Below are 14458 nucleotides of genomic sequence, written 5' to 3' on the forward strand. Positions count from 1 at the left end.
CGTTCCGTTCCGTGGCGCCCCTCAGTGGCGTCCGCCCCCGGGGCCGTCGAACACCGAGTCACGGGTCCGGCGCTGGTGTTCCGCGATCTGCTCGGTGGAGTCCGACCGCGTGCGCTCGATGTTCGACAGGTTCGCCAAGGTGGCCTGCACGAGTCCGTCGAGGGCCTCGTACAGCACCCGGGCGGTGCCGAGGCAGTAGTCGTTGTTCCGTTCGTAGACCGGGCGGACCTGGAGGGCGTAGTCGTCCGTCCAGCCGGGCCACGGCGTGTAGTTGCGCTCGTCGGAGGTGAAGCTCTGACCGAGGGCGTCCGCCAGCTCGGGCAGGCGCCGCATCCGCTCGACGGCCCTCCGCAGCGCCTCCGGGTTCGCCTCGTACACACCGCTCATGACCGGTCCCTTCCCCTGTGTCCGTCGTCCGCGTCCTCGGTGATCTCGTCCCGCAGCCGGTCGCCCGGGCGGTGCACCCGCCCGCCGTCGGCCTCGTCGCGCAGGGCCGAGCCGAAGACGCGGTCCCAGTCGACGTCCACGCCGCGCAGTTCGGGCAGCGCGGCGCTGGGGCGGGTGAGCGGGTCGAAGAGTTCCATGACCTGTCGGGCCATCTGGGCCCGGCCGCGCGCGGCGGCCTCCATGACGGACGCGGCCAGTTGGGTCGCGTTCATCGACAGGTGCTTGCCGTCGAGGAACTTGAGCCCGGCGAGCTCGCCCTGCGGGCCGACGGTGACCTCCACGGCGCGGTCGCGCGAGCGTACGGTCGCCGTGGCGTCGGCCAGTTGCTCCTCGGCGCGCGCGACGGCGGCCTTGACGGACTCCAGTTCCGCCATGGCCTTGGCGATGCGCTGCTCGATCGGTTCGCTCACCGGTGGTCCCTCCGGTCGGCCGGGCCGGTGCCCGGGCGGATGGTCCGGCGGGTTCTCCGGTCGGCGCCGCGGTCGGCGGCCCGTTCGGCCGTCCGGCGGACGGTGCGGGTGGTGGCGGTCACCGGCCGATCACCGCGGGGGCGCCGCCCTCGTCCGTGCCCCACACGTCCTCTTCCTCCTGCACCCACGCGTCACGGGTGCGGTCGCCGCTCTCGGTCTGCTGCCGGCCGGGACCGCCGCCGCCCATCGGCGCCATCGGGGCGCCTCCGGTGGCGGTGGCCCGGGGGGAGGACACCCGGACGTCGTTCTCGTCCTGCCCGCCCCTGGGGCCTCCCGCGCGGGGCCGTCCGCCGCGCTGACCGGCGTTCGCCCGGCCGTCGTCGATGACGTTGCGCACCCGTTCGGAGGTGCCCGACCCTCCACCGGCCCCGCCGCCGCCTCCCATACCGCCCATCGGACCGCCCATCGGCGCGCCCATGGGACCCGCCGGACTGCCGGAGCCGGAGCCGGCTCCCGCGCCGGATCCGGGCAGCGACCCGGTGTTGAGCGGGGTGCCGACGTCGGCGAGGGCTCCGTACGAGGGTCCCGCGCCGGAGGAACTGCCCGCGAAGGAGGGCTCGTAGGGGGTGTGGTCGTACAGCTCCTCCTCGTACGAGCCCAGCGACCCGTCGTAGGACGGCGGGCGGTGGGCGGAGGGGAGCGGGGAGTGGGGTCCGGAGCCGCCCGGCAGGGAGCCGTCGCCGCCGAGGTGGCCGCTGATGACCGTGCCGTCGGGACGCGTGGTGATGCCGATGCCGGTGTCGGGGTCGATGGTGGTGGTCGTGCCGTCCGGGTATTCGGTGACGATCCGGCCGTCGGTGCCGATGTGGGACACGCTGCCGTCGGGGTGGGGCAGGCGGTCCCCGGTGTTCAGGGGGCCGGTGGCGGTGGTGCCGTCGGGGCGGGTGACGGTGCCGGTGTGGAGGTCGGGGTCGATGGTGACGGTGCTGCCGTCGGGGTGGTGGGTGACGACCCGGCCGTGGTCGTCGATGGTCGTCGAGGTGCCGTCCGGCAGGGTGAGGCCGCTGTCGGAGTAGACGGGCCCGCCGGTCGGGTCGGGCATGAGCGGGGACAGGTCGCCCGGGTTCAGCTGTCCGCCGGGGAGTTCCACGGAGCCGGGCCGTTCGGGTCCGCCCGGCAGCTGCTGGCCGCGGGCGTTCTCCTGCGCGGCCCTGGCCTGCTCGACGGCGGCCTCCTGGCGGGCCTGCGCCTCGTTCTGGCGGGCCTGCGCCTCCGCCTGGCGGGCCTCCACCTCGGCGCGCTGCTCGGCCTGGCGCTTCTCCTGCTCGGTGAGCAGCTGTTCCTGCCGCAGCTCCTGCTCGGTCTGCAGCCGGCCCTGCTCCTCCTGGCGCTCCCGCTGGGCGGCCTCGGCCTTCGCCTGGGCCTCCTCCTGCTTGGCCTCCTGCTCGCGCTGCCTCTCCTCGGCCTTCGCCTCCGCTTCGGCCTGCTTGGCCTCCTGCTCGGCTTCCTTCTGCTCCGCCTTGGCCTCCGCCTCGGCCTGCCGCTGCTCGGCTTCGGCCTCCGCCTCCGCCTGCTTGGCCTCGGCCTCGCGCTCCTTCTCGGCGGCCTTGGCCTCCGCCTCGGCCTCCTTCTGCTCCTGCTCCTTGCGCGCGCGTTCCTGGTCGGCTCGGGCCTGGTTGAACTGGGTGGCCTGGACCTGTTCCTGGCGCTGCTGCGCCTCTTCCTGCTTGCGCTGGGCCTCTTCCTGCTTGGCCTCCTGCTCGCGCTGCTTCTCCTCGGCCTTCGCCTCCGCCTCGGCCTGCTTGGCCTCCTGCTCGGCTTCCTTCTGCTCCGCCTTGGCCTCCGCCTCGGCCTGCTTCTGCTCGGCCTCGGCCTCCTTCGCCCCGGCCTTCGCCTCGGCTTCGGCCTCCTTGCGGTCCTGCTCGGCCCTGGCCTGGGCCTCCTTCGCGTCCGCCTCCTTCTCGCGGCGCTCCTGCTCGGCCTTCGCCTCCTTCTCCTTGCGTTCCTGCTCGGCCTTGGCCTCGGTCTCCTTGCGCTCCTGCTCGGCCCGGAGCGCGGCCTCCTTCGCCTCGGCCTCCTTCTCCTTGCGCTCCTGTTCCTCCTTGGCCTTGGCCTCCTTCTCGTCGGCCTCCTTCTCCCGGCGCTCCTGCTCCTTCTTGGCCTCCTCCTCGCGGCGCTTGGCCTCGGCCTCCGCCTTGGCGGCCTGTTCCTTCTGCCAGGCCATGAACTCTTCCTGCTTCTTCGCCGCGTCCGCCGCGGCCTTCTCCGCGTCGTCCTCCTTCTTCTCGTTCTTGTCCTCGTTGTAGGAGCTGGTGAGGTCGGTACTGCTGCGGGTGCGGATGGAGCCGAGGTCGAAGCTCTTGGTGCTCCAGCTGTTGTGGACCAGCCGGATCGCCTCGTTGGCGGGCACCTCCAGGCTCTCGATGACGGACGCCTGCCAGTGCTGGACCGCCCGCTCCCCCACCTTCTTCCAGGTCTCGAGGTCGTCGAGCTGTCCGAAGCCGTCGCCCTTGCCGAACCGGGTGGCGGTCTGGTCGAACCCGGACATGGCGTGGTAGGTGGTCGTGGTGCCGTACCGGTTGCTGCTCACCTTGTACGTGATCATCTTGATGTTGCGTTCCCACACGTGGTCCGTGACCTCGACGAGCAGGTCGTGGAGCCAGCGCAGCGGGTTGCCCTCCGCGAGCTCCCAGCGGGCCCAGCTCCGCTGGAGGGTCGAGACGGCGTTGCGGAAGTCCGTCTTCGCCTGCCGCAGTTCGTCGCCCTGCTTGGAGCCGGTGGTGCCGGAGGGGCGCATGTCCTTGGCGTAGCCGTCGTACTGCTTGCCGAGCGTGTGCACCAGGTTCCAGAACACGCCGGCGGCCTGGCCGCGCCAGGCGTCGTCCTGCTCCGTCCCGAGCCTGCGCTCCCACTCCTCGACGGCGTCGCGCCGGTCGACGAAGAACTGGGCGGCCCGGTCGAAGGACGCCGCCGCGGTGTCGAAGGAGGTCAGGGTGACGGCCTGGTCGTTGGCGACGTTCTTCCCGTTCCAGTGGAAGCCGTGGGTGCCGTTCCGGTCGTTCAGCAGCGCCTCCAGGGCGCGGCCGGTCCCGTAGCTGTACTGGGTGAGCGGCTGGGTGGTCCACACGGCCGCGTCACCCGTCAGGCCCAGGTGGTTGTCGTACTGGCTCTTGAACTCCCCGCCCTCCACGACGCCGCCGGCCGGGGGGCCGTCGCTGCCCTTGTTGCCGAGCAGCGTGATCCGGGCCTTGTACATGGAGACCCGGTCGCCGCTGGAGGGGTTGTCGCCTCCGGTGAGGTAGAACGGGATGACGAAGTCGGTGTTCTCGATCCGCCAGCCGGCGTTCTCCACCCGCCAGTTGAAGTCGTTCGGGTCGACGTAGTCGACGGCCGACTGCTTGCTGATCTCCACCTTCATCTGGGGGATGCCCGCGTTGCCGATGAGCTCCTCGAAGAGCTTGTTCCGCTGGGGCGCGTCGTAGCCGGTGAACAGTTTGACGGCCTGGTGCCAGGCGTCGTTGTCCGAGGTGAGCGGCTTGATGTTCTCATCACGCACGGTCGGGCTCCGGGAGGGTCGGGCGGGTGGAGGACGGGGCGGCGGGGCCGGTCGGCGGACCGGTCAGTCGTCCTCCTCGGGGCCTCCGAGGGACTCGTCGACGTCGGAGAAGATGTCGAGGAACTTGTCCCCCTCGATCTTGGCCAGGTTGTCCCCCTGCGTCTTGAAGAGCTTCTCGATGCTGGTGCGCAGGTTGTCGTCGATGTCGTCGAAGAGGAGCTTCTGGTTGTCCAGAATGGTGGTGACGGCGCCGATGAGTTCGACCACGGCGTCGTTGATGTGCTGGCCGTTGGTGGCAGTGTCCTTGGACATCCCGCCGATGGTGATGGGCAGTTGGGCGCCCGGCAAGGTCCAGTCGCCGTGGGATCCCGAGGGCAGCAGGGACTCCAGGGCGGGAACGACCGTGCTGTCGGGCCCCGTTCCGTCACCCATGATCTTCTTGATCTCGGCGATGAACTCCGCGACGTCGTGGTTGAGGAAGTTCTCCAGCCAGGCCTTGTCGAGGTTGACCGGGGGGTTCTGCGCCATGTCCCGCTCCTGATCCTGCTCTTGTTCCTGCCTGCGTACCGGCGGCCGTCGCCGTCGGGCCGGCGCGCCGCCGGGACGCGGGGCGCGCCCGGGACGCGCCCCGCGAGGGCCGCGCCCCTGTCGTCGGGGTCCCCCGGGCCGGGTCAGCGGCCGATGCGCACGTCTCCCCACATCTGGGTGAGGGACTTCTCGCTGTACTGGTAGTTGTCGGAGACGTCGGTCAGCAGGCGGGAGTGGTTCGCCAGCAGGTTCTTCATCTCTTCGACGGCGTGGTCCCACGCCTGCTGCTTGGTGTTGTAGACCTGGCGGTCCTCGCCTTCCCAGGTCTGCTTGAGCTCCTGGAGCTCGGCTTCCAGGTTGGCCAGGACGCCGGCGATCGCCTTGGTCTGGGCGACCATGTCGTCCGCCGCGTTCGACATGTGCCGGTAGTCGACGTAGATGTGACCGTCGGTGAAGTCGCTCATCGTGGGGCCTCGTCTCACAACTGGATGGGGAGGGGACGGGAGTCGCGGGTCCGGGAAGGGACGGTCAGCCGCTCAGCGTGTCGAAGACCGACTGCGACTGGTTGTACGCGGTGGTGATGCTCTCGTTGTTGGACCCCTGCGTGAGGCCCTGCGTGCGCAGCGTCTCGTTGAGGGTGTCGACCATGTCCCGGACGTTGCGCGAGATGACCTCCGCCTGGTCGTCCCAGAGCTTGAGCAGGTCCTGGAACGCCTTGCCGTCGGAGCCCTTGAGCCCGGAGGACAGGTTGAACTTCATGTTCTCCACGTCCTGCCGGCAGTTCTGCACGCCGGTGAACGCCTGCTCCAAGGCCATGATGCCGTTCCGGGTGGCCTGTTCCTGTGACTGCTGGAAGCCTGCCATGTGCCGCACCTCCTGGTGGTTGTCGCCGCCGAGTCCGTCCGCGCGCAGGGGCACCGGCGGTGTCCGTCGTTCAGCCGACCGTACTCAACAGGACTGACGGGCAACCCAGTTGCGGCCAACCGTCACATGTCCGTCAGCTGCATTCTCAGTGATCACCTGCCGAGAATCCAGCGTCTCCGGCCCCGGGGCCGGTTTTTTGTGCCTCCTACACGGGGTACACGCACGATCCTCCCGTCCGGTTCGCCGGTATACGGTCAGGAAGCCGGTGACGGGGCGGCGCCGACGGACGGGCAGGGCGCCGCGGTGGTGTTACCGCGGCCCGCGACGGCCGCCTGCGCGCTGAGGTCCGGCCCGCTCGGGAGCATCGCGAGCAGCGGCGAGGGCAGCCCCCGGGCCTGGCCCTGGGCGTAGCCGAGGGCGGTGAGCGCGTCCGCTCCGGCGATCCGGTACTTCACGCCGCTGTCGGTCACCAGGTAGAGCGTGGAGCCGAGTTCGCCGCCGCCTGCGCCCAGGGCGCGCACCAGGGCGCCCCCGCCCGGCCGGACGGTGATCCGCTCGACGGCCGTACAGGCCGGGGTGAGGCCCTCGGGGGCGGGTTGCGCGGCGGGTCCGAGGCCGGCCACCGCGGACAGCGCGACGCTCACCCGGCTGCCGCCGGTGGCCGATTCGATGCGGGCGCACGCCGTCGTCCCGGCCCCCGGCGCCACCGCCCGCGGCGGCGCCTCGGGCAGATCGGCCGGCTGGCCCGTGGCGGGCAGCGGGGCGCTGCGGCCGTCGAGGGCGTCGGCGCCCAGGTCGGCGGCGGCCGGGGCGGCGCCCGCGTACGCCGTGACGCGGGTCTGCGGGTCGCCGAGCACCAGGGCGGCGGCGGTCGCGGTCAGCGGGGCCAGGCCGTCCTGGCGCAGCAGGTAGTAGCGGGCGGTGGCGCCGGGCACGGTGATCCGGAAGACCTGCCCGATGCGGGACTCGCGCCCGCCGAGCTGCGGGCCCGGCGCGCCGCGGCCGGGCACGGGCGGCGGGGTCAGGTCGGGCCCCTCGGGCAGCGCGTTGAGGAAGGCCGCCGAGACCCTGGTCCGGGGCCGGGCGTCGTACCCGAGGGCCTGCGCGGCCCGCGCCCCGGCGTCCAGGCGCAGCCGGCTGCCGCGCCACACGACGTACTCGGCCTGGTCCGGGCCGGTCACCAGCAGCGCCTCGTCGGGCCCCAGTCCGCGGCCCTCGGCGGGTGCTCCGACGGCCAGGACGGTGGTGGCGGGGCCGCCGGGCGTGCCCGAGCAGACCTGCCACGGGCCGGTGTCCAGGCGGTCGGCGGCGGGCAGGGCCTCCGGTGCGCCGGCGATGCCGACGGGTGCGCCGCGGGGGGTGTCGGCGAGCGAGCGGGTCCCGACGGAGGAGACCTTCAGGTCGGCGCCGACGAGGAGCCGCGCGGAGGCGTAGTTGCGCACCGGCCGCAGCCTGCCCTCCAGGAAGAGGTAGCGCGTCCCGGTCTCCTTGGCGACCACGAGGGTGCCGGCCTGGCGCCAGGAGTCCTTCGTACCGGGCTTGAACAGGCCGAGGACGAACGCCCCGGCCGACAGCAGCACGGCGATCACCACGCCGATGGCGATGCCGCGGTTGGTGCGGCCCTGCGGGCTCTCCGGGGCGTCCGGATCGCTGCGGAGCATGGCGGAGGTGAGCCGGCCCATGACGAACATGTGGGCCTGGACCTGGTCGCGTTTCGACTGCACTGTGGCGTCCCCCGGATCAGCCGTTGAGGGACCGCAGGGCCCCGTACACGCCGAGCACCCACAGCACCAGCGGCAGCAGGGCGATGGCCGCCGCCGAGTGGAACAGCTCCGCCGCACGGCCCCAGTAGGGCACGAGCCGCCGCCCGGGCACCGTCCACGAGGCGATGGCGATCGCGGTGGCGACGGCGAGCAGCCCCACCACCAGCAGCAGCCTGCCGGACGGGGCGTAGGAGCCGGCGGCCGCCCACACCAGCAGGACCGGCCCCCAGACGCCGGGGACCACCAGCGACAGCCGCTGCCACACGTTGCCCAGTCCGCGGGAGTGCAGCAGGAGCAGGAGGGCGAGCACCGCCGAGGTGATGGTCTGCGCGAGTCCGGGTTCGTGGGCGAGCACGGTGACGCATGCGGTGCAGACCAGTCCGACCGCCCCGTACAGCGAGCTCATCCAGCCGTCGGCCAGCACCGAACGCGCGGTGACCGCGGCCGTCGGATGGGGTTCGATGCCCTCCTGGAGCTGCTGGGCGTTGGTCGGCAGCGGTGGCATCCGCAGGCCCGACATGCGGAAGGAGAGCGAGGGCACGAACGCGCCGAGCAGGACGGCGAGGAGGGCGGTCACGGCGGCCGCCTCGGTCAGCGGCAGCCCGGCGACGAGCATCACGGCGCCGGTCAGCGCGCCGAACGCCGCGAGGACCGCGGGGGCCAGGAAGAGCGCGGCGTACGCGGCCACCGCGGACAGCGCCAGGACGGTTCCGCCGGCTCCGGCGGCGGAGGCGGCCAGCAGCCGGGCGCCCAGCGCCTCCTGGCCGTGCGGGCCGGTCAGGGCCCCGCCGGGCAGGAGCCATCCGGCCAGGGCGAGGTAGGGGCCGGCCATGAGGCCCAGGGCCGCGCCCGCACCCCCGTCACCGACGGCGCGGGCGGCCGCGGCGGCCCCGGCGAGCAGCAGGACCGCCGCCACGGTGGCGCAGACCGCCCGGGTGACGCCGGAGCCGCCCGGCAGGGCGAGGACCGCCAGGCCGGCGAGGAGCGCGGTGACGGCCAGGGCGCGCAGCAGGGCGCGGGCGGCGGCGGGGGTCCAGCCGTACGGCTGGCGCTGGAGCGCCGTGGCGATGCCGTCCACCAGGTCGTCCAGGTGCACTTCGGGCAGTGCCTCGGTGCGGGGCCGCAGGTAGAGGGTCTCGCCGTCGCGCAGGTCCAGGGAGTCGAGGGTGCGCTCCTCGTCCAGCGGCTCGCCGCCCAGGCGCTGGAGCACCCAGCCGCCGTGGTCGATGCCGGCTTCCTCCAGGTCGTCTCCGGCGTAGCCGAGGACGGCGGGCAGCAGGTCGGCCACCGGGACGTCGGCGGGTACGGCGAGATCGACGGTGCGTGCGGGGGCGCGTACGGTCAGGCGGCACAGTCCGGCCACCTGGTTGTCACTCATCGGTCTGGCTCACGCCTCTCCGGGTTCGGTCGGCAGGCCAACAGACGCCGGTGGAGCACTGTTTGGCCTTGGGCGGTCAGCACGAACGATCGTAGTATCACTCACCTGTCCGAGGTATTCGCCGTCTGTTCCCGGGGCGGTGCCCGCGGCCCTGGCGCAAGGAGTCCGTTCGGTGAGTGTGGTGCTGTTCCGAAGGCCGGCCCGCAGGCGCGGCCCGGAAATGCCGGACGGGGAACTGACCCTGCAGGAGCCGCCCGTGCTCCCGGAGGTGGTCCCGGACTCGTCCGCGGTGTGGACGTACCTGCCGATGGCGCTGATGTCGGTGTCGATGATGCTGATGTTCATCCGGCCCGGTGCGGCCGGCGGCAGCGGCTTCATCTATCTGGCGCTGGGCATGATGGTGATCGCGTCGGCGGCGATGATGCTGGGGCAGGTCATGCGCCGCAACAGCGAGCGCAAGCAGCGGCTGAAGGGCGAGCGCCGCGACTACCTGCGCTATCTGGGCCAGACGCGGCGCAAGGTGCGGGCCGCCGTGATCGAGCAGCAGCGGGCGCTGGCCTGGCGGCATCCGGAACCCGCCGCCCTGTGGTCCGTGGTCGGCACCACCCGTCTGTGGGAACGCAGGCCGCAGGACACGGACTTCGGCGAGGTGCGGGTGGCGGTCGGCGACCAGAAGCTGGGGCTGCGGCTCAACCCGATGGCCACCAGCCCGGTCGAGGACCTGGAGCCGCTGGCCGCCCACGCGCTGCGCAGCTTCATCCGGGCGTACGCCACCGTGCCCGACCAGCCGATCGCGATCTACCTGCGGGCCTGGGCGCGGGTGCTGTTCCGCGGTGACGAGGAGCAGATCCGCGCCCTGGCCCGGGCGCTGGTGGCCCAGTTGGCCGCCTTCCACTCCCCCGACGACCTGTGGATCGCGCTGTGCGTGTCCGACGAGCGGCGGGCCGAGTGGGAGTGGGGCAAGTGGCTGCCGCACCACCTGCATCCGCAGGAGACCGACGGGGCGGGGCCGGCCCGGATGACGGGTTCGACGCTCGGCGAGCTGGAGGACCTGCTGGGTGCCGAGTTCCTCGAACGCCCGCCGTTCGACCCGGATGCGGTGCCCGGGCGGGAGGAGCCGTTCACGGTGATCGTGGTGGACGGGGGCACGGTCCCGGGCGGGCACCGGCTGGACGGCCCGGGACTGCGCAACACCGTGGTGCTCGACCTGTCCGGCGCGCTGAGCTGGCGCCCGGGGCGGGTGACGCTCCGCTTCGAGGTGGAGGAGGGCGACTTCCGCCTCGTGCGCACCGACCGGGACCGCAAGGAGCAGGTGGCGCCGCTGGGCCGCCCCGACGCCTTCGGTACGCGCGGCGCCACCGCGCTCGCCAAGCGGCTGGCGCCCTACCGGATGGGCATCGGCACGGACAGCGCCGAACCGCTGTCGACCGACGTGGAGCTGACCACGCTGCTGGGCATCAACGACCTGTACGGGCACGAGCCCGGCACCCTGTGGCGGCGCGGTACGGGGCCGAGCCGGCTGCGGGTGCCCATCGGGGTGGGCGCGGACGGCGTACCGGTGGAGCTGGACATCAAGGAGTCCGCCCAGGGCGGCACCGGCCCGCACGGCATGCTGATCGGCGCGACCGGCTCCGGCAAGAGCGAGCTGCTGCGCACCCTGGTGCTGGCGCTGGCGCTGACCAACTCCTCCGAGACGCTGAACTTCGTCCTGGTGGACTTCAAGGGCGGAGCCACCTTCCTCGGTCTGGACGAGCTGCCCCACACCTCGGCGGTGATCACCAACCTCGCCGACGAGGCGGCGCTGGTCTCCCGCATGCAGGACGCCCTGCACGGGGAGCTGATCCGGCGCCAGGAGCTGCTGCGCGCGGCCGGGAACTACACCTCGGCGCTGGAGTACGAGAAGGCCCGCGCCGCCGGCACCCCGCTGGCGCCTCTGCCGAGCCTGTTCGTGATCGTGGACGAGTTCAGCGAACTCCTGGCCGCGCACCGGGAGTTCATGGAGCTGTTCGTGATGATCGGCCGGCTGGGCCGCAGTCTCGGCGTGCACCTCCTGCTGGCCTCGCAGCGCCTCGACGAGGGCCGGATGCACCAGCTGGAGAGCCACCTGTCGTACCGGATCGGGCTGCGCACCTTCTCGGCCATGGAGAGCCGCGGCGTGCTGGGCGTGCCGGACGCCTACGAGCTTCCGTCGGCTCCGGGCGGCGGTTTCCTCAAGTCCGGGGTGGACGCGCTGACCCGGTTCCGGGCGGCGTACGTCTCCGGGCCCTACCGGCAGCGGCGGGGCGGGGCGAGCCAGGCCCGTGCGGCCGGCCACACCGTGCCGTGGAGCACCGGGTACGTGGTGCCCCGCACCGTACCCGACCTGCCGGCGCCCGAACCGGAGGCGGAGGAGGGCGCCGACTCGCTGCTGTCGGTGGCGGTCGAGCGGCTGCTCGCGGCGGGTCCGCCGGCCCACGAGGTGTGGCTGCCGCCGCTGGACCTGCCGGCCACCCTCGACCAGATCCTGCCGCCGCTGACGCCCGACCCGGAACGGGGCCTGACCACGGACGGTCCGGAGCGGGGGCGGCTGAAGGTGCCGATCGGCATCGTGGACCGGCCCTTCGACCAGCTGCGCGACCTGCTGACCGTCGACCTGTCCGGGGTCGGCGGGCACATCGCCGTCGCGGGCGGCCCGCAGAGCGGCAAGAGCACCATGGTGCGCACCATCCTGGCCTCCCTCGCCCTCACCCACACCCCCCGCGAAGTGCAGTTCTACTGCCTCGACTTCGGTGGCGGCACCCTGTCCGGGCTGGCCGGACTGCCGCACACCAGCGGGGTCGCGGCCCGGATGGACGGCGAGCGGGTGGGCCGGACCATCGCGGAGGTGACCACGCTGCTCGCGGCCCGGGAGAAGTTCTTCCTGGAGCACGGCATCGACTCCATGGCCACGTTCCGGCGCCGCCGGGCGGCGGGCGAGTTCCCCGCCGAGGAGCACGGCGACGTGTTCCTCGTCATCGACGGCTGGTCCACGGTGCGCCAGGACTACGACCGCCACGTCTCGACCTTCAGCACGATCGCCTCGCGGGGGCTGGGCTACGGCGTCCACCTCATCGTGACCACCGCGCGCTGGGTGGAACTGCCGTCGGCGGTTCGGGACCAGGCGGGCACCCACCTGGAGCTGCGGATGGGCGACTCCATGGACTCCGAGATCGACATCCGGCGGGCCGCGACCGTGCCCCGGGTGCCCGGGCGGGGCCTGACGCGCGAGGGCAAGCTGCACTACCTGACGGCCCTGCCCCGCATCGACGGCGGCGAGCGGACCGACGACCTGGCGGAGGGCGTGGCCGGGCTGGTCGCGGCGGTCCGGGAGAGCTGGAACGGGCCGCCGGCGCCGCAGGTGCGGATGCTGCCGACCGCGCTGCCGGTGGCCGAACTGCCAGCGCCGGAGGGTGATTTCCGGATGCCGCTCGGCCTGGAGGAGGACGAGCTGGCCACCGTGTGGCACGACTTCAGCGAGAGCCCCCACATGATCGCGATCGGGGACACCGAGAGCGGCAAGACCAACCTGCTGCGGCTCGCCGCGCGCGCGATCATGGAGCGGTACACCCCGGCCGAGGCGCGGATCATGGTCGTGGACTACCGGCGCGAGCTGGTCGAGGCCGTCCCGGACACCTACCGGCTCGGCCACGCGGTCTCCATCGACGCGCTGAAGGACCTGGTGGACGGCGCGGCCCGTGCGGTGCGGACGCGGGTTCCGGGGCCCGACATCGCCCCGGGCCGGATGCGGCTGGCCGACTGGTGGACCGGGCCGCGGCTGTTCGTCCTCGTGGACGACTACGACATGGTCGGCTCCAACCCCGCGCACCCGCCGTTCGAACCGCTGCTGGCCCACCTGGCCCTGGGGTGGGAGGTCGGCCTGCACCTGATCGTCGCCCGCTCCGCCAGCGGCGCGGGGCGCGGGATGAGCGACGCGCTCATGCGCCGCCTCCAGGAGGTCAACACCCCGTCCCTGCTGTTCTCCTGCCCGCCGTCGGAGGGGTACGTCCTCGGCAACACGAAGGGCCGCCTCCTGCCGCCGGGGCGCGCCACCCGCGTCGCCCGGCGCCGTACGGTGCAGGTCCAGACGGCCTTCCTGGGGGACCCGGAGTCCTGACCCCGGACCCGCCGTCAGTCCGGGGCCGTGCCGGACGCGCCCGGCTCCCGGGACGGGGGGCGCCAGCGGCGGGCCCGGCCCCGGGGGACGACCACCGCGGCGGCGGCCACCAGCAGCACCAGGCCGCCCCCCGCGGCGGCGATGACCAGGGCCCGCTCCCGCGGCGCCGCCGGAGCCGGGTCCGGCACCCGGGCGGGCTCCGGGCGCGGGACCGGTCCGGCGGGGTCGGTCAGTACGGCCGTCAGCGCGGCGTACGGGTCCAGCCGCGGCGGCGCCTCCGGATAGCCGGAGGCGATGAGCCGGTCGTGCACCTCGGCCGCCGTCAGCTCCGGGTGGCGGGAGCGGACCAGTGCGGCCGCCCCGGCCACGTGGGCGGCGGCCAGCGAGGAGCCCGAGCCGAGGTAGTGGCCGCCGCCCTGCGGTCCGGGGCCGACCACCGAGTCACCGGGGGCCGCCAGGTCGGCGCCGACGGCCGTCGGCGCGCGGTCGGGGCGTCCGCCGCCGGGGCCGTAGTCCATGACGGACAGCGCGGCCGGGGCGGCCGCCGGCCAGTACCAGGGCTGCGCGGGCGCCGGTGTCGGGCCGCCCGTGTCCGGGAGCGCGTCGGGCGCGAAGGGGGCGACGACCAGGGCGTCCCGTGCGGTGGCGTGGGCGACGGCCGCGGTGAGCACCGTGTCACCGGTGGGGAGCGCCGACCCGACGTAGACCACCCCGGCGCCCTCGTCGGCGGCCGTGCGGATCGCCGCGGCCAGCGACTCGGGCGTGGTGGCGCCCCGTTCGTCGGTGCCCCGGACCGCGAGGACGCCGGCCGCGGGCGCCACGCCCACCGCGCCCACCCCGGGGAGCGGCGCGCCGGCGATCAGCCCGGCGGCGAAGCTGCCGTGGCCCACGCAGTCCAGGGCCGCGGGGCCGATGTGGCGGACCCGGCCGGCCAGCGCCGGAACCCCGCCGCCCACGCCGGTGCCGACCACCGCGACGGTCACCCCCGCGCCCTCGGAGACCCGCCGGGCACGCGCCAGGCCGAGCGCCCGTACCGTCCAGGGCTCCACCGCGGCGACCTGCCCGGAGGCCGCGGCGCAGGGTTCTCCCGGCTCCAGGGCGGTGCGGACCACGGGCAGGGTGATGGGGTCGGCCGCCGCCGCGGGCACCGGCCAGGCCGCGGAGAGCACCACCGCGGCCAGCGCCGCCGCCGAGGCGGGTGCACGGGAAGGCGCGTGTCTCATGACGCGCATCCTAGGCGGTGCCCCCGGATCGGCAACGTGCGGGCAGCCGGGCCGAATTCGGCCCGCGTCACGCGGGCGCGGCGTGAACTGCCCTGTTCCACCTGGTAGATCACGGTCCCCCTCACGTAGCCTGCAAGGAGTGCGCCGCGACGCCCCC

Annotated in this window: 11 protein-coding genes; 1 reads left to right on the forward strand and 10 read right to left on the reverse strand. The window is 73.8% G+C overall.

Annotated elements, in window-relative coordinates; translation table 11 throughout:
• Positions 1–21: 21 nt before the first annotated feature.
• The 9 genes from ACZ6S8_RS23625 to eccD all read right to left on the reverse strand — a co-directional run bounded on the left by ACZ6S8_RS23625 (position 22) and on the right by eccD (position 8946).
• Positions 22–387, reverse strand: coding sequence for a hypothetical protein (locus tag ACZ6S8_RS23625; RefSeq protein ID WP_469458754.1), 366 nt, complete (start codon positions 385–387; stop codon positions 22–24).
• The gene (locus ACZ6S8_RS23630; RefSeq protein ID WP_469458756.1) at positions 384–857 is read right to left on the reverse strand and encodes a YbaB/EbfC family nucleoid-associated protein; all 474 of its coding nucleotides are present in this window, start codon (positions 855–857) and stop codon (positions 384–386) included. Before ACZ6S8_RS23630 ends, ACZ6S8_RS23625 begins: the two co-directional genes overlap by 4 nt.
• On the reverse strand, positions 854–979 hold the full coding sequence (locus ACZ6S8_RS23635; protein WP_469458758.1) for a hypothetical protein: 126 nt from the start codon (positions 977–979) through the stop codon (positions 854–856). The genes ACZ6S8_RS23630 and ACZ6S8_RS23635 overlap by 4 nt, the downstream gene beginning before the upstream one ends.
• Positions 976–4413 carry an AAWKG family protein gene (locus ACZ6S8_RS23640; RefSeq protein WP_469458760.1) on the reverse strand — a complete coding sequence of 1146 codons (3438 nt, stop codon included), beginning with the start codon at positions 4411–4413 and terminating at the stop codon, positions 976–978. The genes ACZ6S8_RS23635 and ACZ6S8_RS23640 overlap by 4 nt, the downstream gene beginning before the upstream one ends.
• Before the next feature lie 63 nt (positions 4414–4476).
• Complete coding sequence (locus tag ACZ6S8_RS23645) at positions 4477–4941, reverse strand: type VII secretion system-associated protein (protein WP_469458762.1); 465 nt, start codon at positions 4939–4941, stop codon at positions 4477–4479.
• Positions 4942–5084: 143 nt separating this feature from the next.
• Positions 5085–5405, reverse strand: a complete 321-nt coding sequence (locus ACZ6S8_RS23650; RefSeq protein WP_267719002.1) for a WXG100 family type VII secretion target — start codon at positions 5403–5405, stop codon at positions 5085–5087.
• Positions 5406–5469: 64 nt separating this feature from the next.
• A complete protein-coding gene (locus ACZ6S8_RS23655; protein ID WP_351280053.1) occupies positions 5470–5805 on the reverse strand; it encodes a hypothetical protein in 336 nt (111 codons plus the stop codon).
• A 254-nt stretch (positions 5806–6059) separates the two neighbouring features.
• The gene (gene eccB / locus ACZ6S8_RS23660; protein WP_469458765.1) at positions 6060–7529 is read right to left on the reverse strand and encodes a type VII secretion protein EccB; all 1470 of its coding nucleotides are present in this window, start codon (positions 7527–7529) and stop codon (positions 6060–6062) included.
• Positions 7530–7545: 16 nt separating this feature from the next.
• Positions 7546–8946, reverse strand: a complete 1401-nt coding sequence (gene eccD / locus ACZ6S8_RS23665; protein ID WP_469458767.1) for a type VII secretion integral membrane protein EccD — start codon at positions 8944–8946, stop codon at positions 7546–7548.
• Positions 8947–9124: 178 nt separating this feature from the next.
• Here eccD and eccCa point away from each other — a divergent pair, with 178 nt between their 5' ends.
• A complete protein-coding gene (gene eccCa, locus ACZ6S8_RS23670; protein ID WP_469459066.1) occupies positions 9125–13078 on the forward strand; it encodes a type VII secretion protein EccCa in 3954 nt (1317 codons plus the stop codon).
• Positions 13079–13092: 14 nt separating this feature from the next.
• On the opposite strand, the gene ACZ6S8_RS23675 is transcribed toward eccCa, so the two are convergent.
• Complete coding sequence (locus tag ACZ6S8_RS23675; protein WP_469458768.1) at positions 13093–14301, reverse strand: S8 family serine peptidase; 1209 nt, start codon at positions 14299–14301, stop codon at positions 13093–13095.
• Positions 14302–14458: the final 157 nt, after the last annotated feature.

The sequence above is a fragment of the Streptomyces sp. NPDC048461 genome (genome assembly GCF_055587105.1).

Coding starts and splice junctions, on each gene's coding strand:
- ACZ6S8_RS23655 (WP_351280053.1), bottom strand. CDS start 5,805: ATGGCAGGCTTCCAGCAGTCACAGGAACAGGCCACCCGGAACGGCATC.
- ACZ6S8_RS23625 (WP_469458754.1), bottom strand. CDS start 387: ATGAGCGGTGTGTACGAGGCGAACCCGGAGGCGCTGCGGAGGGCCGTC.
- ACZ6S8_RS23650 (WP_267719002.1), bottom strand. CDS start 5,405: ATGAGCGACTTCACCGACGGTCACATCTACGTCGACTACCGGCACATG.
- ACZ6S8_RS23675 (WP_469458768.1), bottom strand. CDS start 14,301: ATGAGACACGCGCCTTCCCGTGCACCCGCCTCGGCGGCGGCGCTGGCC.
- eccD (WP_469458767.1), bottom strand. CDS start 8,946: ATGAGTGACAACCAGGTGGCCGGACTGTGCCGCCTGACCGTACGCGCC.
- ACZ6S8_RS23645 (WP_469458762.1), bottom strand. CDS start 4,941: ATGGCGCAGAACCCCCCGGTCAACCTCGACAAGGCCTGGCTGGAGAAC.